This window comes from Agrococcus sediminis (assembly GCF_007923295.1).
Lineage (GTDB): Bacteria > Actinomycetota > Actinomycetes > Actinomycetales > Microbacteriaceae > Agrococcus > Agrococcus sediminis.
In genome coordinates this window covers 48,975-66,940 of the sequence record NZ_VOIR01000011.1, presented here as the reverse complement: position 1 = coordinate 66,940, position 17,966 = coordinate 48,975, and the positions used below count along the sequence as shown (strand labels likewise).

The following is a 17,966-nucleotide window of genomic DNA, read 5'->3' as shown; positions in this document are numbered from 1 at the left end:
GCGCTGCGGAGCACTGCCCGGGGGAGCACTCCCCGTCAGGTGCGCATCACGATGTGCGCCGGCGGGCGGAGGTCGAACGCCGGCGGTCGCGGACCGTCCGGTCGCGCTCGGGCCATGCCGCGCAGCCGCGCCTCGACCGATGCGCGGGAGCGCCGTGGCGCGCGGACCGTCGGCACCGGGGATGACGGCGGCACTGCGGGCGCGAGCTCCGATCCGGCGGCGAGCTTCGGGCTGATGGCCGCGTCGGCCGCGATCCTGACGGCCGCGGCGCTCGCCGCGGCGTGAGCGGCCGTCGCGACTCGCGCGGATCCTGCAGCGGTCGTGGTGCGCCGGGCCCGGGCGTGGCGATTCGCGGCGCGCAGCTCGGCGACGACGCGCCAGTCGCCCGGCCGGTCGCTCGCGGCGATGACTCCGAGACGGCCGGCGTGCACCTCGTGGTGGCAGTGGCTGCACAGCAGCACGCCGTTGTCGATGTCGGTCGCGCCGCCCTGCTCCCACCAGACGACGTGGTGCGCCTCCGTCCAGGCGACGGGCATCCCGCAGCCCGGGGTGATGCAGCCCTGGTCGCGCTTGGCGAGCGCTGCCTTCTGCGCGCGGCTGAACAGGCGGTCGGCGCGGCCGAGCGCGAGCGGGTGCCCTCGCTCGTCGAGCACCACCTTCTGCACGAGCGCATCGCACAGCAGCCGGTCGACCGTCTCGATCGGCACGAGGTCGCCGGTGTGCTCGATCGTGAGAGTGCGGTCGGCGTGCTCGACGCCGTGCAGGTACGCCGCGTACGCGTCGATCGTGCCGGTGAGCACGAGGGTCGGCGACTCCCCGCCCGCGACTGGGGCGCCGCCCGAGGCGGCGTGCGCCTGCACGAGCGCGACGAGCACGTCGTGGCGCTTCTGCTCGGGTGTGCGGTCGTCGACCGGCTCGTCGGGCGGGAGATCGACGGGAGCGCTGAGGGCGCCGTCATCGGCAGTGTCATCCGCGGTCGCCCCGCTGTCTCGGAACGCGACCCGCACTCGTGGCGACGTGTACGCATCCAGCAGCGCCTTGAGGGCGGACCCCGCCTCGGGCGGGCAGAGCATCTGCAGCTGCCACATGCCGTCGGGCTGCTGCCGCAGGCGCAGGCTGCGCAGCGCCCGCTGCCGCTCGGCGCTCGGGAGCACGCCGTCGGGATCGAGCACCGCGACGTAGGCGCGTGCCTGCGTGACGAGCAGCTCGGGACCGAGCGGCCAGTCGGGGTCGGTCGCCGCCGTCACGAGCTGCTGCTCGGCCCAGGCGAGCTGGTCGAGGTCGGCACGGGGCGCCGCAGGCTCGAGCTGCTGCACGATGGCTCGCGCCTGCGGCAGCGAGATGGCGGCGGCGTCGAGCGCCTGCGCCACACGGGGATAGCGCGCGGCGATGTCGGCGCCCGAGAGCCCCACTGCGGGTCTCGTGGCCGCGGCGAGTGCGAGCATCGCCTGCGCGTCGCCCGCCCGGATGCCGAACGCCGACGCGACGGCCTCCTTGGCGCTGCGCTGGCCGAGCCGCCGGCACAGCGACTCGTCGACGGAGCCCCGGGACCGCTCGGCGATCTCGCCGGCCAGGTGCACGCGCTGCGCGTCGACGAGGCGTGAGAGCTCGGCCGTGCGCGCGAGGAGCTCGACGACCTCGGCGTCGGAGGCGCGCGCGAAGTCGAGGGCGCCGGTGAGCATGGCGCGCGCGGCCTGCACCGCTGCCTCCGCCTGCTCGATCATCGTCACCCTCGACCCCTTCGTCGCCACCAAGGTAGAGGGGGCCACTGACATCGGAGGCGGCCTGTGCACGGGGCGCCTCGAGAGCGTCGACGGCCCTGGCGAGTGCCTCCGCGGCACGCCTACCCTGGCCGCATGTGCAGGAACATCACCGAGCTGCGCGGCCTCGAGCCGGCCGCGAACGACGACGAGGTCGAGGCCGCCGCGCGCCAGTACGTGCGCAAGGTGTCGGGCATCACGCATCCGACCGAACGCACCCGCGACGCGTTCGAGCGGGCGGTCGCCGAGGTCGCCCACATCACGCGGCACCTGCTCGACGACCTGCCCGAGCGGCGTCAGCCGCCGAAGACAGTGCCGCCGCTGCGCCGGCCCGAGGTGCGGGCGCGCATCGCCGAGCGGGAGGCGGCGGCGGCGCGCTGACAGCCCGCCGCTGGTCGAGGAGCCTTCGGTCCGCCCGCTGGTCGAGGAGCGCTCGGCCGGAGGCCGAGTGCGTCTCGAGACCACCCCGCACGCTACGTCGGGGCTGCTCCCGACGCCCGGGACGGGCGTCGGCGCTGGCGTCGCGGCGGAGGCCCGAAAGGGCCTCCGCTCTAAGCTCCAGCGCGCATCTGCCGCAGGATCTCGTCCATCACCCGCATGATCGCGACCGACTCGTCGAGCGGCATGAGCTCGCTCTCGAGCTTGCCCGAGGCGATGCAGAGCTCGACCTCGGCAGCCTGGAACTGCATGCCGCGCCCCAGCATGTCGGGCTCAAACGCCTCGGCGATCGCGGCATGGTCGGATGCGTGGCGGCGCGCGTAGCGGGTCCAGGTGTAGAACGCGGGATCGAGCTCGATGACGCCGTCGGTGCCCGAGATCGTGGCGCGGTTGGAGCCGAGCGTCTCCATCGAGAACGTCACGGTCGAGATGCCGTCGCCGGCGTGCTCGAGGATGGCGGCGCCTCGGTGGTCGACGCCCGCGGCGTCGACGACCCCGGAGGCCTGGATGCGCGTGACGGGTCCGAGCACGGCGTGCGCGAGCGAGACGCAGTAGACGCCGAGGTCGAGCAGCGCGCCGCCGCCGAGCGACGGCTCGATGAGGCGGCTGCCGGGGGAGAGGTCGAGCATCTGCGAATGGTCGGCGTTCACCGCGACGACGTCGCCCAGGTCGCCTGCCGCGATGCGCTCGCGCACGGCGACCATCGTCGGCAGGAAGCGCGTCCACATCGCCTCCATCACGAAGACGCCCTTCGCGCGCGCCGCGTCGACGATCGCCTGGGCGTCGTCGCCCGTGGTGGTGATCGCCTTCTCGATGAGCAGGTGCTTGCCGCCCTCGATCGCGAGCAGCGCGTGCTCGCGGTGGTGCGAGTGCGGGGTCGCGATGTAGATGACGTCGACGTCGGGGTCGGCGACGAGCGCCTCGTAGGAGGCGTGCACGTTGGGGATGCCGTGCTCGGCCGCGAAGGCTGCGGCGCGCTCGCCGTTGCGGCTGCCGACGGCGACGAGGCGGTGGCCGCCGGTCGCGAGGTCGCGTGCGAAGGCGTCGGCGATGCGGCCGGGCCCGAGGATGCCCCAGCCGGGGGAGGTGGTCGTCATGTCGCGACTCTACGGGCGCGCCGCGCTCAGCCGCACCCCGCCGCTGACGGGTTCGCCATGCAGTCGCCGTTCGTCAGCACGGTGTCGACCTCGAAGACCTTCACGTCGACGGCCGGCGCCTCGACCGGCAGCGTGCCCGGCACCGCGAACCAGCCGCCGCCGGCGTCGACCTCGGCGGTGAAGACGACGGTGACGGATGCGCGCACGTCGTCCGTCGTCGCGTACGCATGGCTCGTGGCCGTCTCAGTCCACGACTCCTCGGGTCCGCGCCAGGCGGCGCCCGACGCCTCGGTCTCCTCGACGGTGCCGTCGCCGTAGTCGAAGACGTACGACGAGGGCGTCCACCGCACCCGGATGGGCACGTCGAAGAGCTCGCCGTCCATCGTGTGCGCCTCGGCCGTCGCGTAGAAGTTCGTTGGCGTGCCCACGACGCCCCACCCGTCGGGCTCGACGACGAGCTCGCCGACCAGCGGCCGGAACGCCGCGAGGTCGCTCATGGTGATCGGATCGGCCGCGGCTTCGGGCAGCGGCTCGCCAGGCGGCGGAGGAGGCGGCGGGCACACCGCCGGATCTTCACCCATGTCGATGCAGCGGTCGTGGAGCATCTGCAGGTAGGCCCGCCACGCGCGCTCGGCTTCAGGGTTCGGCACCGGTGGCTGTGCGCCGCCTGCACCCGGTTCCACCGGACGGCCAATGATCAGGTTGCCCTCGACAACGGCCTGCCCGATCTCCGATGGGTCGCACAACCCTGCATTGGCGCGAGCGACGGTGCATAGTTGCGCGGAGCCAGAGCCGGCACTCGCGGTCGCGAGCGCGACCATCAGTAGCGCGATCAAGGGCACGACTGCTCCGAACCGTTGGGTATCGGCCCGACTGCAGCCACGAGGGGTGTCTCCTGCACATCGAAAGTCACTAGCAGCGGCCGCGGGTCGCCCTGTTCCAGTTGCTCACCTGCCGCGTTGCGGACCGAGAGATCGTCAATGTTTAGACAGACAATCGCTTCTAGCGTGGTCGCCACGTGTGACTCAAGTGCGATCGACGCCAGTGCGTACTGGCCGTCGTAACTAACGCCGTCCTGTATATCTAGGTCGACTTCGAGCGCGGCCTGCTCGGCTTGCGCGCTCGTCGCGAGACCTTCGAACGCTGAGGCAGAGACGGTTCTCTCGGTCACCGCTCGAACATGGGCGTTCGAGTAGGCGACGTAGACCTCGCCCGCCGCCTGAAGCAGCTCTTCTTCGGTCGATGTCGGCGTTGGCGATTGGCTCTCGGCCGCCGGCGTCGTCGCGACCGGTTCCGGCGGCGAGCAGCCGACGAGGGCGAGCGCTGCGACCGCTGCGAGCGCGAGACCTGATCCGAGCCTGGCGAGCATGCGGGCAGGTTACGCGAACGGCCGCACCGAGGGCCCGCGCTCTCCACAGCGACGACGCGCCGCACCCACCCAGCCGTGCTTGACGCATCCGCCCCTCACGTTCTACTGTCAACAGTCGGACACGCGCATCGTCCGAGCGATCCACTGCAAAGGAGCAGTCCATGAACCTGTACTCGTTGCTGCAGCGCCGAGCCGAGAGCGCGGGGCCCATCCGGGTCGGCGTCATCGGTGCCGGCAAGTTCGCCTCGATGTTCCTCACGCAGGCCTCGGTCACGCCGGAGTTCCACGTGGTCGGCGTCGCCGACATCAACGTGCCGAAGGCGAAGGACGCGCTCGCCCGCACCGGCTGGAGCGCCGACCGCTACGCCGCCACGAGCCTCGACGAGGCCGCGCGCACCGGCCTCACCGCCGTCATCGACGACTCGATGGCGCTCATCAAGCACCCGTCCGTCGAGGTCATCCTCGAGATCACCGGCAACCCGATCGTCGGCACCGACCACGCGGTCGCCGCGATCGACAACGGCAAGCACGTGATCATGGTCAACGTCGAGGCCGACTGCATGGTCGGCCCGCTGCTGCAGCGCCGCGCCGCGGCCGCCGGCGTCGTCTACTCGATGGCCTACGGCGACCAGCCCGCCCTCATCAGCGAGCTCGTCGACTGGTGCCGCACGGTCGGCTTCGACGTGGTCGCGGCCGGCAAGGGCACGAAGTACCTGCCCGAGTACCACTACTCCACGCCCGACACCGTGTGGGACCACTACGGCTTCACCGACGAGCAGCTCTCGTCGGGCGACTTCAACCCCAAGATGTTCAACTCGTTCCTCGACGGCACGAAGTCGGCGATCGAGATGGCGGCCGTCGCCAACGGCACGGGCCTCACGCCGCAGCTCGAGGGCCTGCACTTCCCGCCCGCGGGTGTCGACGACCTGCCGCACATCTTCCGGCCGCGCGAGATCGGCGGCCAGCTCGACCAGCGCGGGACCGTCGAGATCGCGTCGAGCCTGCACCGCGACGGCACCGAGGTCGAGCGCGACCTGCGCTGGGGTGTCTACGTGACCTTCGAGGCGAAGACCGACTACGCGGTGCAGTGCTTCGCAGAGTACGGCGTCAAGACCGACGAGACGGGTCGCTACGGCTCGCTCTACCGGCCGTACCACATGATCGGCCTCGAGCTCGGGGTCTCGATCGCGAGCGCCGTGCTGCGCGGGGAGGCCACCGGCGCCCCCACGGGCTTCCGCGGCGACGTCGTCACGACCGCGAAGCGCGACCTCAGGGCCGGCGAGACGCTCGACGGCGAGGGCGGCTTCACCGTCTTCGGCAAGCTGCGCCCCGCGAGCTTCTCGCTCGAGCACCGCGCGCTGCCGCTCGGCCTCGCGCACGGCGCGAAGCTCATCCGCGACGTGCCCAAGGACCGCTCGGTCACGTGGGACGACGTCGACGCGGATGCGTCGCTCGCGGCCGTGCGGTTCCGTCGCGAGCTCGAGGACGAGTTCCGCAGCGAGCACGCGGTCACGATTCGATAACCGTCGCGTTCTACTGTTGACAGTAGAACGCGGAGACGGTTCACTCTTCCTCAGCAGCACTGTCGCCGCCCACTTCGCAAAGGAGCGAAACTCATGCCCCGACTGATCGAGAAGATCATGGGGACGCTCGACACGATCGTCCAATGGCTCTGCGTGGCCTTCTTGGCGCTGATCACCATCGCCGTCACCTGGCAGGTCATCTCCCGCTACGTCACCCGCGACTCCGCCTCGTGGACCACCGAGGTGGCCGCGCTGTCGTTCGTGTGGCTGTCGATGCTCGCCATCTCGCTCGGCGTCCGCCAGGGCCGGCACATGGTGCTCGACATCTGGGAGTACGCGCCCCAGCACCGCTGGCTGCGCGTCACGGTCACGACCGTCGCGAGCGCGCTCGTGCTGTTCACGCTCGGCGTGCTCGTCTTCTACGGCGTCGACGCGCTCCCCAGCGCGCTCCGCCGCAACATGCCCGGCATCGACCTGCCGTTCGGCTACATCTCGCTCGCCGTGCCCGTGGGCGCCGCGATCTCGGCGCTCTTCGCGATCGAGGCGTGGTGGAGGCTCGTGCGCAACCCCGATCCCGACCACGACCCCCTGCCGTCGAAGGTGCTGTTCCAGTCCGATGAGGACGTGCTCGTGAAGGGTGAGGTGTAACCCATGGGTCCTCTGCTGCTCGGCAACTTCGTGGGAGCGATGCTCCTGCGCGTCCCCATCGGCTTCGCGCTCGCGCTGGCCTCGATCATCACCCTCTGGCTCGTCACCGACACGCCGCTGACGATCGGCGCCCAGCGCATCGTCGCCGGCATCACGCCGTTCGCGCTGCTGGCCATCCCGCTGTTCATCCTCGCCGGCGGCATCATGAACGCCGGGGGCATGACGAAGCGCCTGCTGAACCTCGCCGACTCGATCGTGGGCGGGATGCGCGGCGGACTCGCGCAGACCAACGTGCTGTCGGCGCTGTTCTTCGGCGGCATCTCGGGCTCGGCGGTCGCCGACATCTCGAGCCTCGGCCGCATCCTCATCCCCGCGATGAAGGCGCGCAACTACCGCGCCGCCTACGCGGCCGCCGTCACCGCCGCCGCGCCCATCGTGGCGCCCATCATGCCGCCGTCGATCACGATGATCGTCTACGGCGTGGTCTCGGGCACCTCGATCGGCGCGCTCTTCTTCGCCGGCATCATCCCCGCGATCCTCTACATCGCGATGGTGATGGTCGCGGTGCACCTGACGGTGCGCAAGCGCGGCTTCACCGACGAGCTCGTCGCCAACACGACCAACCTCGAGCTGATCGGCAAGACGCCGAAGGACGAGCGTCCGCACTTCTGGCCGTCGCTCGTCGGAGCGCTGCCGGCGCTGATCCTCCCGCTCCTCATCCTCGGCGGCATCCGCTTCGGCTGGTTCACGCCGACCGAGGCGGCCGCGGTCGCCGTGGTGTACGCGCTTCTCGTGGGTCTCGCCATCTACCGCGAGCTGACCTGGAAGAAGCTCGTCTCGGCCTTCGCCGAGTCGGGCCTCATGGTCGGCCTCATCATGCTCGTGCTCGCCGCGGCGCAGCTCTACTCGTGGGCGCTCACCTCGGGCGGCGTGCCGCAGGCGGCGGCCGAGGCGATCTTCGGCATCACCGACAACCTCGTCATCCTCCTCCTGCTCGTGAACTTCATGCTGCTCATCGCCGGCATGTTCATCGAGGCGAATGCGGCGCTCATCATCATCACGCCGATACTGCTCCCGGTGCTGACGTCGCTCGGCGTCGACCCGGTGCACCTGGGCGTGATCATCGTCGTCAACCTCGGCATCGGCCTCATCACGCCGCCCGTGGGCATCGCGCTGATGCTCTCCGCCGAGATCTCCAAGGTCAAGCTCGTCAGCGCGGTCAAGGCCTCATGGCCGTTCCTCGTCGTCGGCCTGATCTACATGCTCCTCATCACCTACATCCCGCAGATCTCGCTCTGGCTGCCGTCCGTGCTGCTCGGCGAGTGATCGCACCCACCAGAACCACCAAGGAAGGAAGCACCATGCGCACCACCAAGCTCCTCGCGGGCGTCGGCATCGTCGCCCTCGCACTCGCAGGCTGCTCGACGGGCGGCTCCGCCCCGACCGAGTCCGGCGACGCCGGCACCGGCGACTCGGCCGAGACGTACACGCTCGTCCTCGGCCACGCCGGCTCCACTACCGACCCGCGCCAGTGGGCTGCCGAGCAGTTCGCCGAGCGGATCGAGGAGGCGACCGACGGTCGCGTCACCGTCGAGGTCCACTCCGACTCCACCCTCGGCACGTGGGAGGAGATGATCGACGGCCTGCAGATCGACAGCGTCGACATCGTCATCGAGTCGATGCTCTCGGTCGAGGCGTACACCGACCTCGCCTCCGTCGAGACCGCCCCCTTCCTCTACGAGGACGAGGAGCAGTTCTTCGAGGTCTGGGGCGGCGACCTGGGCGACGAGATCCAGACGGCCGTCACCGACGCATCCGGCTACGCGCTGCTCGGCAACATGTACCGCGGCCCGCGCGAGCTCACCACCAAGGAGCCCGTGACCGAGCTCGCCGACGTGCAGGGCCTCACGATCCGCACGCCCTCCGCGCAGACGATGCTCGACACGTGGAACGCCCTCGGCGCCCGCGCGGAGGCGCTCGCGTTCAACGAGGTCTACTCGGCGCTCGAGTCGGGCGTGCTCGACGGCCAGGAGAACCCGCTCGACGCGATCCTCTTCAACTCGATCCACGAGGTCGCTCCGCACATCGCCGAGACGCACCACATGTTCGCCAACTACCACTTCATCATGTGGGACGAGGCGCTCCAGGGCTACCCGGAGGACATCCGCGAGGCGATCATCGAGGTCGCCGACGAGGTCGGCGAGGAGTACACCGACAACACCGTCACGAACATGGCCGACTACCGCGAGCAGCTCGAGGAGGCCGGCGCCGAGTTCCACGAGGTGACCGACCGCGAGGCATGGGTCGAGGCGACGCAGCCCGTCGTCGAGGGCCTGCCCGACCAGGTGCAGACCTGGGTCTCGCAGATCCGCGAGATGTGATCCCCGGCGGGGCCCCGTCCGCGGGGCCCCGCCACCCCACCCCACGCATCCACCACCCGTCGCACCGAGCACCCAGGCGGTGCGACACCACCTGCGACACCACCCCCGGCGCCCCCGCGCATCCGACATCTCAGGAGAGAGACACCATGAACCTGCACGAGCTGCTCAAGGAGCGCGAAGCAGAGGGCCAGCCGATCCGCGTCGGCCTGATCGGCTCCGGCCGGTTCGGCACGATGTACCTCTCGCAGGCCCGCAACATCCCCGGCGTGCGCGTGCTCGCGATCGCCGACATCAACACCGCCCGCGCCCGCGAGTCGCTCGCCCGCGTCGGCTGGCCCGAGGGCGACATCGTCGACTCGGTCGACGACCTCACCGACGGCAAGACCGCCGTCATCGCCGACGCGATGGACCTCTTCCGCACCGACATCGACGTGATCGTCGAGGCGACCGGCAACCCGATCGTCGGCATCAAGCACGCCCTCGCAGCCATCGACAGCGGCAAGCACGTGATGATGGTCACCGTCGAGGCCGACGCGCTCGCCGGCCCCGCGCTCGCGAAGCGCGCGAAGGAGGCGGGCGTCGTCTACTCGATGGCGTTCGGCGACCAGCCCGCGCTCATCTGGGAGCTCGTCGACTGGGCCCGCACCTCGGGCTTCGACGTCGTCTGCGCCGGCAAGGGCGCCAAGTACCTGCCCGGCTACAACCAGATGAACCCCGACAACGTGTGGGACCACTGGGAGTTCTCGGACGAGCTGAAGCAGTCGGGCCAGCTCAACCCCTACATGCACACCTCGTTCCGCGACGGCACGAAGGCCGCGATCGAGATGGCCGCGGTCGCCAACGCCGCAGCGCTCGTGCCGAGCGACGAGGGCCTCAGCTTCACGCCGGGCAACCTCGAGGAGATCGCCACGGTCTGCCGCCCGAAGGAGGTCGGCGGCGTGCTCTCCCACGAGGGCACGGTCGACGTGATGTCGAGCTACACCCGCGAGGGCGACTGGATCCCCCACAACACCCAGGAGGGCGTGTTCGTGGTCGTGAAGGCGACGAACGACTACGTCTCGGGCTGCTTCCAGGAGTACCCGTGGCACCCCGACCCCACCGGCCAGTACGCGGCGCTCTACCGCCCGTACCACTACGTCGGCCTCGAGCTCAACGTCTCGATCGCCAACGCGGTGCTGCGCGGCATCGCGACCGGCACGGCCGTGGGCTTCACGGCGGATGTCGTGGCGACGGCGAAGAAGGATCTCGCGGCGGGCGACACGCTCGACGGCGAGGGCGGCTTCGCGGTCTACGGCAAGCTCGTCTCGGCCCGCACCTCGGTCGCCGAGGGCTACCTGCCGGTCGCGCTCGCCCACCACGTGCCCCTCAAGCGCGACATCGCCGCCGGCGAGAGCGTGCGCTGGGACGACGTCGAGATCGACGACTCGCTCGCGCAGGCTATCGAGCTCCGCCGCGAGACCGAGGCGCTCGCGGCCGCGTCGGCGCTGTGAGCAGGCTGTCATGACCCGTTCGCTGAGCCTCCTCGGGCTCGGCGCGATGGGCCTGCCGATGGCGCGCAGGCTCGCCGCGCGCTCCCGTGAGGGCGGCGGTGCGCTGACGGTCTGGAACCGCAGCGCACCGCGCGCCCAAGCGCTCGGGCTCGAGACCGGCGCGACCGTCGCCGCGACGCCCGCGGACGCCGCCCGCGAGGTGGTGCTGACGGCTCTGCCCGACCTCCCCCAGGTGCGCGCCGTGCTCGAGGGCCCCGACGGCCTGCTGGCCGGCTGGCGCGCCGCGGGCGTCCGGCGCCCCATGCTCGTCGTCTGCGGCACCGTGTCGCCCGTGGCGCTGCGCGCGCTGGCCGACGAGCTGGCGACGGCGGATGTGCCGGGCGGCGTCGAGGTCGTCGACGCCCCGATGTCAGGCGGCGTGCTCGGGGCCGCCGAGGGGCGCATCAGCTTCTTCGTCGGCGGCACCGAGGCCCAGGTCGCCGAGCTCGCCGAGCTGCTCGCGCCGTGCGCCTCGCGGGTGACGCGGATGGGCGGCACCGGCACGGGTGCGATGGCGAAGCTCTGCAACCAGCTGGTCGTCGCCGAGACGATCACCGCCCTGTCGGAGGCCTTCGCGCTCGCCCGCGCCGCGGGCATCGACGCGGCGACCCTCGCCGACGCGCTCGGCTCGGGCCTCGCCGCGAGCGAGGTGCTGCGGCAGAAGCGGCACCACTGGGTCGACGAGTCGTTCGAGGCCGGCGGCTCCATCGACTACCAGGTGAAGGACCTCCGCTTCGCGCGCGAGGCCGCCGACGAGGCGGGGCTCACGCTCGACGCGGCCCGTACCGCCCTCGCGCTGTTCGAAGCCGCATCCGACGCCGGCGACGGCGCCCTCGACCACTCCGGTGTCTACCGCACCATCATCCGAACCAAGGAGCAGCCATGACCGACGCACCGCTGGTCGTCACCGCCATCTTCCGCCCCGTCCCGGGCGCGCGCGAGCAGGTGCTCGCCGCCATGGAGCGCGTCATCCCGCGCGTGCACGAGGAGGCCGGCTGCAACCTCTACGCGATCCAGGAGGCCGAGGACGGCACGATCGCGATGATCGAGCACTGGGACTCCGCCGAGCTGCTCGACGAGCACGGCGCGGGCGAGCCCGTCGCCGACTTCAACGCCGAGCTCGAGGGCCTGCTCGCGAGCCCCGTCGAGGTCGTGCGCTGGACGCCGATCCCGGTGGGCGACGCACGCAAGGGCGTCGTGCTGCCATGACGCCGCCCGCAGACCTGCCGCAGCGCCTCGGCTGCTCGACCATCTCGTTCCAGCACCTGCCCCTCGAGGGTGCGCTGGCCGAGATCGAGCGCCTGGGCTTCGCCGAGGTCGACCTCGGCGCGCTGCCCGGCGTCTGCGACCACGTGCCGTTCGAGCTCGACGACGCCGCGATCGCCCAGGTCGCCGCGAGCATCGCCGCGAGCGGCCTGCGGGTGCGCAGCGTCAACGGCGACGTCGGCGCCTTCAACGACCCGGGGGCGGATGCGTCGGCGCAGGCCGCGCACGTCGACCGGCTGCTCGCGCTCACCGCGGCCGTCGGCGCCGACGCCCTCGTGCTGCCGTGCGGCGCGCTCGGCCACGAGCCGCTCGACTCGCTCGACGCCGACCTGGAGCGGGTCGCGGCCGCGCTCGCCCGGGCGGCCGACGCGGCGTCGGCGCACGGCGTCGAGGTGTGGGTCGAGTCGCTGCACTTCCTCAGGCTCTGCTTCGACCGCGAGCGGGCCGAGGCGCTGCACGCGCTGCTCGCCGGCAGCGGCGTGCGCCCGATCCTCGACGTCGCCCACGTGGTCGCCGCGGGCGACGACCTGCCGGCGACGATCCGCGCGTGGGGCGCCGACATCGCCCACGTGCACCTGCGCGACGCGGTGCCGGGCGAGTTCTCGCGGCCCATCGGCGGCGGATCGATCGACTTCCCCGCGGCCTTCCGGGCGCTCGCCGACATCGGCTACGCCGGCGGCTTCGCGCTCGAGCTGCCCTCGCGCGCCTACGTCGACGACGCGACCGGCGCCATGGACGACGCCGCTCGCGCAGCCCGCGTCGACGCGATCCGCGATGCGGCCGCGCGCATGGCGCCGCTCGTCGCGGGCCTCGACCTCACGCATCCGTCGCTGACCACCGAGTCTCTGACCACCGAAGGAGCATCATGACCGAGCGCACCCAGCGCACCGCCGTCATCACCGGCGCCACCTCCGAGCGCGGCATCGGCATGACCGTCGCCGACCGCTACGCGCGCGACGGCTGGGCCGTCGTCATCCTCGACCTCGACGGCGAGCGCGCCGCGCAGGTCGCCGCCGAGATCGGCGAGCGCCACGGCGTGCCCGCCTTCGGCGCGGCCGTGAACGTCGCCGACGAGGACGCGGTCGCCGCCGCGCAGGCCGCCGTGCAGGCCGAGGTCGAGGCGCGCCGCCTGCCCGTGGTCGGCGCGCTCGCGAACATCGCCGGCATCACCTCGCCCGTGCCGTTCCTCGAGACCGACCTCAAGCTCTGGAACACGGTCATGGCCGTGAACGCGACCGGCACCTACCTCGCCACGAAGGCGTTCCTGCCCGGGATGCTCGAGGCTGGCTGGGGCCGCATCGTCAACATGTCGTCGGTGTCGGCGCAGCGCGGCGGCGGCGTCTTCGGCAAGGTGCCCTACTCGGCCGCGAAGGCCGCGATCCTCGGCTTCACGAAGGCGCTCGCCCGCGAGATCGCGTCGTCGGGCGTGACGATCAACTCGGTCACGCCGGGTGCGGTCGACACGAACATCCGCGTCGGCGCGACGCCCGAGTCGGAGGCGAAGCTCGCCGCCGACATCCCCATCGGCCGCGTCGCGACCACCGAGGAGATCGCGGCCGTGTTCGCGTTCCTCTCGAGCGACGACGCCGCCTACCTGCAGGGGTCGAACATCGACATCAACGGCGCGAGCCACCTGCACTGACCGCACTGCCGGCCGCACCCGCGGCCGGCTCCGCCCACCCCGGCTCGCGCCGGGAGAACCCAAGGAAGTGCTCGGGTACCGTGATCGACATGACGATGGAAGCGCAGTTCCGATCCCTCGGATCGATCGAGCGCGTCACGCGGCGGGAGCTCATCCTCGACCGACTGCGCTCGGCCGTCACGAGCGGCGAGCTCGCGCCGGGCACCCACCTCGCCGAGACCGAGCTGAGCACGTCGCTCGGAGTCTCGCGCGGCACGCTCCGCGAGGCGCTGCGGCACCTCGAGGAGGAGGGGCTGCTGTCGAAGGATGCGCGCGGCCGGCTCTCGGTGCGCGTCGTCACGCCGGCCGAGGTGCGCGAGATCTTCGACGTGCGCTTCGCGCTCGAGTCGGCGGCCGCCGAGGTCGTCTGCGAGCGCGAGGACCTCGCCGACGTCGTGCCGCAGCTGCGGGCCGCCCTCGAGCGGCTCGAGGAGAGCGAGGACGTCGGCATCGCCGAGCAGGTCGCCGCCGACCTCGCCTTCCACGAGGCGCTCTGCACCGCGAGCGGCAACCGCACGCTCGTCGAGTCGTGGCGCCGCGTGAGCGGGCTCGCGCGCGCCGTGATCACCGCCGCGGGCCGCGAGACCGCGATCGCGAACATGTCGGCCGCCCGGCACGCGCCGATCGTCGAGGCGATCGCGAGCGGCGACGCCGCGCACGCCCGCGAGGTGCTGCGCGAGCACAACACCTCGGCCCGCGACAACATCGTCGCGCGCATGGAGGCGGCGCTGGCGCGCTGAGGCCCCCTCCGCCGGTCGAGCCGCGCGGCGGAGCCGCGCGAGTCGAGACCGGCCCGCATCCTCCCGGCTCCGTCGGCGACCGCTGTGGAATGCTCTCCCCATCGAGGCAGGAGGCCGACCATGGCGCTGGATGAAGTCGGCACGATCTATGCCGCGATCGGCGTCGCGACGCTCGCCGCCGCGCTGCTGCCGCGCGTGCTCGGACGCGTGCCCGTCTCGATGCCGATGGTCTTCGTCGCGGCCGGCATCATCGCGTTCGCGCTGCTGCCCGACCTGCCCGAGCCCGACCCGATCGAGCAGTCCGGGTTCGCGCTGCACCTGACCGAGCTGTGCGTCATCGTCTCGCTCATGGGCGCGGGGCTCGCCGTCAACCGCGCGATCGGCTGGCGGCGATGGTCGACGACCTGGCGGCTGCTCGCGATCACGATGCCGCTGTCGATCATCGCCGTCGCGCTGCTCGGCTGGGCCGGCCTCGGGCTGGGGATCGCGAGCGCCATGCTGCTCGGCGCCGCGCTCGCGCCGACCGACCCCGTGCTCGCGACCGAGGTGCAGGTGAGCGAGCCGATCACCGACGACGAGGACGCCGACGACGACGAGGCGCGCTTCGCGATCACCTCCGAGGCGGGGCTCAACGACGGGCTCGCGTTCCCGTTCACCTACGCGGCGATCGCGGTGAGCCTCGTCGGGATCGCGCCGTCGGCGTGGCTCGGGGAGTGGCTGCTCGTCGACGTCGGGTGGCGGCTCGTCGTCGGCGTCGCCGTGGGGCTCGGCGCCGGCTGGCTGCTGCGGCGCCTGTTCTTCTCGTCGTGGGCCGACGGGCTGGGGCTCACCGAGAAGGCCGAGGGGTTCATCGCGCTCGCCGCGACCTTCCTCGCCTACGGGGTCGCCGAGATGGCCGAGGGCTACGGGTTCATCGCCGTGTTCGTGTGCGCGACGACGATCCGCGCGGCCGAGAGCACGCACGGCTTCCACGCGGTGCTGCACAAGTTCGTCGAGCAGATCGAGCGGCTGCTGACCGTCGCGGTGCTCGTGCTGCTCGGCGGCGCGATCGCGCGCGGGCTGTTCGAATCGCTCGAGCCGGCCGACATCCTGCTCGTCGTCATCCTGCTGTTCGTCGTGCGGCCGCTCACGGGCTGGCTCGGGCTCACGCCCGGGAAGACGGGCCCGCGCGAGCGGGGAGTCATCGCGTTCTTCGGCGTGCGCGGCGTCGGCTCGCTGTTCTACATCGCGTACGCGCTGCAGGAGGGCGACTTCCCCGACGGGGAGCGGCTGTGGGCGATCGCCGGGGCGGTGATCGTCGGGTCGATCCTCGTGCACGGCGTCGCCGCGACGCCCGTGATGCGCTACCTCGACCGCGTGCGCGAGCGGCGGGCGGAGCGGCGCCCGGGGCCGACGGAGGCGACGCCGGTGTGAGGCTGTGGGGCCGGGTGTGGTCTCGACTCGCGCGGCTGCGCCGCGCGGCTCGACCAGCGGAGGAGGCGCGTGGCCGGGCGTGGTCTCGACTCGCGCGGCTGCGCCGCGCGGCTCGACCAGCGGAGGGGCGGCGCCGCGCGGCTCGACCAGCGGGGGAGGCTGCGCCGCGCGGCTCGACCAGCGGAGGGGCTCAGCCGAGCTCGGCCAGCACCCGCTCGACGATGCGGTCCTTCGAGAGGCCGTAGCGGTCGTGCAGCGTGGGCAGCGCGCCCGCGTCGAGGAACTCGTCGGGCAGCGCGATCGGCACGATGCGCGTGCCGAGCCCGCGGCGCACGGCCGCGTCGGCGACGGCCGAGAAGAGCCCGCCGATCACCGTGTGGTTCTCGAGCGTCACCGCGAGGCGCGGGGTGTCGAGCTCGCGCAGCACCGTCTCGGCGTCGAACGGCTTGATCGTGGGGGAGTGCACGACCGCCACGTCGACCTTGTGGCGCGCCAGCGCATCCGCCGCCTGCAGCGCCCGCATCGTCATGAGGCCCGACGAGACGAGCACGACGTCGGCGCCGCCCCGCAGCACCTTCGCCTTGCCGAGCTCGAACGCGTAGTCGTACTCGTCGAGCACGAGCGGCACCTTGCCGCGCAGCAGGCGCAGGTAGGTGGGGCCCTCGTGCGCGGCGAGCTGCGGCACCGCCTGTGCGAGGTCGAGCGCGTCGCACGGGTCGACGATCGTGAGGTTCGGCAGGCCGCGGAAGATGGCCATGTCCTCGGTGGCCTGGTGGCTCGGCCCGTAGCCGGTCGTGAGCCCGGGGAGGCCGCCGACGACGTTGACGTTGAGGCCGGGCTCGGCGATGTCGAGCGCGATGAAGTCGTACGCGCGGCGGGCGGCGAACACCGAGTAGGTCGAGGCGAACGGCACGAGGCCGGTCTCTGCCATGCCCGCTGCGGCGCCGAAGAGCAGCTGCTCGCTCATGCCCATCTGGAAGAAGCGCTCGGGGTGCGCCTTCGCGAAGATGTGCATGTCGGTGTACTTGCCGAGGTCGGCGGTGAGGCCGACGATGCGCGGGTCGGCCTCGGCGGCCGCGGCGAGCGCGTGCCCGAAGGGAGCGGTCTCGGTGCGCTGGTCGGGCTCGGCGATGGATGCGATCATCGCGCTCGTGCTCGGACCCTTGCGCGTGGCGGTGGTGGTCATCGCGCTGCCTCCTCGTTGCCTGCGGTGAGCTGCTCGCGGCAGAGCTGCCACTCGTGCTCCTCGATGCGCATGAAGTGCGCCTTCTCCCGCTGCTCGAGCAGCGGCACGCCCCGGCCGACGCGGGTGTCGCAGATGATCACCTGCGGCTGCCCGTCGGCGGCGGCGAGCGCGCGGCACTCGTCGAACGCGTCGATGAGCGCGCCCGCGTCGTTGCCGTCGACGCGCACGGCGTGCCAGCCGAACGCGCGCCACTTCTCCTCGACGGGCTCGATGCGCAGCACGTCGGCGGTGGGGCCGTCGGCCTGCAGCGCGTTCATGTCGACGAGCGCGGTGAGGTTGCCGAGCCGGTGGTGGGCGGCGCCCATCGCCGCCTCCCAGGTCGAGCCCTCGTCGAGCTCGCCGTCGGAGAGGAAGTTGATCACGCGCTGCTCGGTCTGCCCCTGCAGCCGAAGGCCCAGCGCCATGCCGACCGCGACGGTCAGGCCGTGGCCGAGCGAGCCGCCCGAGATCTCCATGCCGGGCGTGTACGAGGCCATGCCCGACATCGGCAGCCGCGAGTCGTCGGCCGCGTAGGTGACGAGCTCGTCGACGGGCACGATGCCCGCCTCGGCGAGCGCCGCGTAGAGCCCGATCGCGTAGTGGCCGGTCGAGAGCAGGAACCGGTCGCGGCCGGCCCAGTGCTCGTCGGCCGGGTCGAAGCGCAGCTGGTCGGCGTAGACGGCGGCGAGCATGTCGGCGGCGCCGAGCGCCTGGCCGACGTAGCCCTGCCCCTGCACCTCGCCCATGTCGATCGCGTGGTGGCGGGCGCGGTAGGCGGCCTCCTGCACGGCGCGGATGCGCTCGGCGCGGTCGCGGCCGACGTGGCCGGCCGTGCGTCCGCCGGTAATGCGTGCGCCGGTGCTGCCCTGCGCGGTGTCGGTCGCGGACATGCTTCC

General features: G+C 72.2%; 18 protein-coding genes. 12 read left to right on the top strand and 6 right to left on the bottom strand.

The features are described from left to right. Positions 1-35 precede the first annotated feature (35 nt). A complete protein-coding gene (locus FQ330_RS00765; protein WP_225792669.1) occupies positions 36-1,724 on the bottom strand; it encodes an HNH endonuclease signature motif containing protein in 1,689 nt (562 codons plus the stop codon). A 132-nt stretch (positions 1,725-1,856) separates the two neighbouring features. Here FQ330_RS00765 and FQ330_RS00760 point away from each other — a divergent pair, with 132 nt between their 5' ends. After that, positions 1,857-2,141 (top strand): DUF2277 domain-containing protein, encoded by a 285-nt coding sequence (locus FQ330_RS00760; RefSeq protein ID WP_146354414.1) that lies wholly within the window; start codon positions 1,857-1,859, stop codon positions 2,139-2,141. Between the two features lie 170 nt (positions 2,142-2,311). On the opposite strand, the gene FQ330_RS00755 is transcribed toward FQ330_RS00760, so the two are convergent. The 3 genes from FQ330_RS00755 to FQ330_RS00745 all read right to left on the bottom strand — a co-directional run bounded on the left by FQ330_RS00755 (position 2,312) and on the right by FQ330_RS00745 (position 4,664). After that, positions 2,312-3,295, bottom strand: coding sequence for a Gfo/Idh/MocA family protein (locus FQ330_RS00755; RefSeq protein ID WP_146354412.1), 984 nt, complete (start codon positions 3,293-3,295; stop codon positions 2,312-2,314). Positions 3,296-3,321: 26 nt separating this feature from the next. After that, complete coding sequence (locus FQ330_RS00750; RefSeq protein WP_146354410.1) at positions 3,322-3,792, bottom strand: hypothetical protein; 471 nt, start codon at positions 3,790-3,792, stop codon at positions 3,322-3,324. A gap of 335 nt (positions 3,793-4,127) precedes the next feature. Next, complete coding sequence (locus FQ330_RS00745) at positions 4,128-4,664, bottom strand: hypothetical protein (protein WP_146354408.1); 537 nt, start codon at positions 4,662-4,664, stop codon at positions 4,128-4,130. Positions 4,665-4,825: 161 nt separating this feature from the next. On the opposite strand from FQ330_RS00745, the gene FQ330_RS00740 reads away from it, so the two are divergent. The 11 genes from FQ330_RS00740 to FQ330_RS00690 all read left to right on the top strand — a co-directional run bounded on the left by FQ330_RS00740 (position 4,826) and on the right by FQ330_RS00690 (position 15,845). Continuing rightward, on the top strand, positions 4,826-6,187 hold the full coding sequence (locus FQ330_RS00740) for an NAD(P)H-dependent oxidoreductase (RefSeq protein ID WP_146354406.1): 1,362 nt from the start codon (positions 4,826-4,828) through the stop codon (positions 6,185-6,187). Between the two features lie 93 nt (positions 6,188-6,280). Further along, complete coding sequence (locus tag FQ330_RS00735; protein ID WP_146354404.1) at positions 6,281-6,835, top strand: TRAP transporter small permease; 555 nt, start codon at positions 6,281-6,283, stop codon at positions 6,833-6,835. Positions 6,836-6,838: 3 nt separating this feature from the next. Further along, positions 6,839-8,161 carry a TRAP transporter large permease gene (locus FQ330_RS00730; protein WP_146354402.1) on the top strand — a complete coding sequence of 441 codons (1,323 nt, stop codon included), beginning with the start codon at positions 6,839-6,841 and terminating at the stop codon, positions 8,159-8,161. A gap of 35 nt (positions 8,162-8,196) precedes the next feature. After that, on the top strand, positions 8,197-9,216 hold the full coding sequence (locus FQ330_RS00725) for a TRAP transporter substrate-binding protein (RefSeq protein ID WP_192575791.1): 1,020 nt from the start codon (positions 8,197-8,199) through the stop codon (positions 9,214-9,216). Positions 9,217-9,362: 146 nt separating this feature from the next. After that, positions 9,363-10,706, top strand: coding sequence for an NAD(P)H-dependent oxidoreductase (locus tag FQ330_RS00720; RefSeq protein ID WP_146354399.1), 1,344 nt, complete (start codon positions 9,363-9,365; stop codon positions 10,704-10,706). Positions 10,707-10,716: 10 nt separating this feature from the next. Beyond that, positions 10,717-11,631 (top strand): NAD(P)-dependent oxidoreductase, encoded by a 915-nt coding sequence (locus FQ330_RS00715; RefSeq protein WP_146354397.1) that lies wholly within the window; start codon positions 10,717-10,719, stop codon positions 11,629-11,631. After that, entirely contained in the window at positions 11,628-11,954 is a 327-nt protein-coding gene (locus FQ330_RS00710; protein WP_146354395.1) for a putative quinol monooxygenase, read from the top strand. Before FQ330_RS00715 ends, FQ330_RS00710 begins: the two co-directional genes overlap by 4 nt. Further along, the gene (locus tag FQ330_RS00705; RefSeq protein ID WP_146354393.1) at positions 11,951-12,880 is read left to right on the top strand and encodes a sugar phosphate isomerase/epimerase family protein; all 930 of its coding nucleotides are present in this window, start codon (positions 11,951-11,953) and stop codon (positions 12,878-12,880) included. Before FQ330_RS00710 ends, FQ330_RS00705 begins: the two co-directional genes overlap by 4 nt. Further along, positions 12,877-13,653 carry an SDR family NAD(P)-dependent oxidoreductase gene (locus FQ330_RS00700; RefSeq protein WP_146354391.1) on the top strand — a complete coding sequence of 259 codons (777 nt, stop codon included), beginning with the start codon at positions 12,877-12,879 and terminating at the stop codon, positions 13,651-13,653. Before FQ330_RS00705 ends, FQ330_RS00700 begins: the two co-directional genes overlap by 4 nt. Positions 13,654-13,742: 89 nt before the next feature. Further along, positions 13,743-14,432: a GntR family transcriptional regulator gene (locus FQ330_RS00695; protein ID WP_225792618.1), complete on the top strand. Its 690-nt coding sequence runs from the start codon at positions 13,743-13,745 to the stop codon at positions 14,430-14,432. Between the two features lie 120 nt (positions 14,433-14,552). Further along, positions 14,553-15,845: a cation:proton antiporter gene (locus FQ330_RS00690; RefSeq protein WP_146354389.1), complete on the top strand. Its 1,293-nt coding sequence runs from the start codon at positions 14,553-14,555 to the stop codon at positions 15,843-15,845. A 190-nt stretch (positions 15,846-16,035) separates the two neighbouring features. Here FQ330_RS00690 and FQ330_RS00685 read toward each other — a convergent pair whose 3' ends face one another. Together FQ330_RS00685 and FQ330_RS00680 are read right to left on the bottom strand one after the other, a co-directional pair. After that, on the bottom strand, positions 16,036-17,031 hold the full coding sequence (locus FQ330_RS00685; RefSeq protein WP_146354387.1) for a transketolase family protein: 996 nt from the start codon (positions 17,029-17,031) through the stop codon (positions 16,036-16,038). Continuing rightward, positions 17,028-17,960, bottom strand: a complete 933-nt coding sequence (locus FQ330_RS00680; RefSeq protein ID WP_146354385.1) for a transketolase — start codon at positions 17,958-17,960, stop codon at positions 17,028-17,030. The genes FQ330_RS00685 and FQ330_RS00680 overlap by 4 nt, the downstream gene beginning before the upstream one ends. Between the last annotated feature and the right edge of the window lie 6 nt (positions 17,961-17,966).

Coding starts and splice junctions, on each gene's coding strand:
- FQ330_RS00685 (WP_146354387.1), bottom strand. CDS start 17,031: ATGACCACCACCGCCACGCGCAAGGGTCCGAGCACGAGCGCGATGATC.
- FQ330_RS00705 (WP_146354393.1), top strand. CDS start 11,951: ATGACGCCGCCCGCAGACCTGCCGCAGCGCCTCGGCTGCTCGACCATC.
- FQ330_RS00730 (WP_146354402.1), top strand. CDS start 6,839: ATGGGTCCTCTGCTGCTCGGCAACTTCGTGGGAGCGATGCTCCTGCGC.
- FQ330_RS00765 (WP_225792669.1), bottom strand. CDS start 1,724: ATGATCGAGCAGGCGGAGGCAGCGGTGCAGGCCGCGCGCGCCATGCTC.
- FQ330_RS00695 (WP_225792618.1), top strand. CDS start 13,743: ATGACGATGGAAGCGCAGTTCCGATCCCTCGGATCGATCGAGCGCGTC.
- FQ330_RS00715 (WP_146354397.1), top strand. CDS start 10,717: ATGACCCGTTCGCTGAGCCTCCTCGGGCTCGGCGCGATGGGCCTGCCG.
- FQ330_RS00760 (WP_146354414.1), top strand. CDS start 1,857: ATGTGCAGGAACATCACCGAGCTGCGCGGCCTCGAGCCGGCCGCGAAC.
- FQ330_RS00735 (WP_146354404.1), top strand. CDS start 6,281: ATGCCCCGACTGATCGAGAAGATCATGGGGACGCTCGACACGATCGTC.
- FQ330_RS00740 (WP_146354406.1), top strand. CDS start 4,826: ATGAACCTGTACTCGTTGCTGCAGCGCCGAGCCGAGAGCGCGGGGCCC.
- FQ330_RS00700 (WP_146354391.1), top strand. CDS start 12,877: ATGACCGAGCGCACCCAGCGCACCGCCGTCATCACCGGCGCCACCTCC.
- FQ330_RS00690 (WP_146354389.1), top strand. CDS start 14,553: ATGGCGCTGGATGAAGTCGGCACGATCTATGCCGCGATCGGCGTCGCG.
- FQ330_RS00720 (WP_146354399.1), top strand. CDS start 9,363: ATGAACCTGCACGAGCTGCTCAAGGAGCGCGAAGCAGAGGGCCAGCCG.
- FQ330_RS00755 (WP_146354412.1), bottom strand. CDS start 3,295: ATGACGACCACCTCCCCCGGCTGGGGCATCCTCGGGCCCGGCCGCATC.
- FQ330_RS00745 (WP_146354408.1), bottom strand. CDS start 4,664: ATGCTCGCCAGGCTCGGATCAGGTCTCGCGCTCGCAGCGGTCGCAGCG.
- FQ330_RS00750 (WP_146354410.1), bottom strand. CDS start 3,792: ATGAGCGACCTCGCGGCGTTCCGGCCGCTGGTCGGCGAGCTCGTCGTC.
- FQ330_RS00710 (WP_146354395.1), top strand. CDS start 11,628: ATGACCGACGCACCGCTGGTCGTCACCGCCATCTTCCGCCCCGTCCCG.
- FQ330_RS00680 (WP_146354385.1), bottom strand. CDS start 17,960: ATGTCCGCGACCGACACCGCGCAGGGCAGCACCGGCGCACGCATTACC.
- FQ330_RS00725 (WP_192575791.1), top strand. CDS start 8,197: ATGCGCACCACCAAGCTCCTCGCGGGCGTCGGCATCGTCGCCCTCGCA.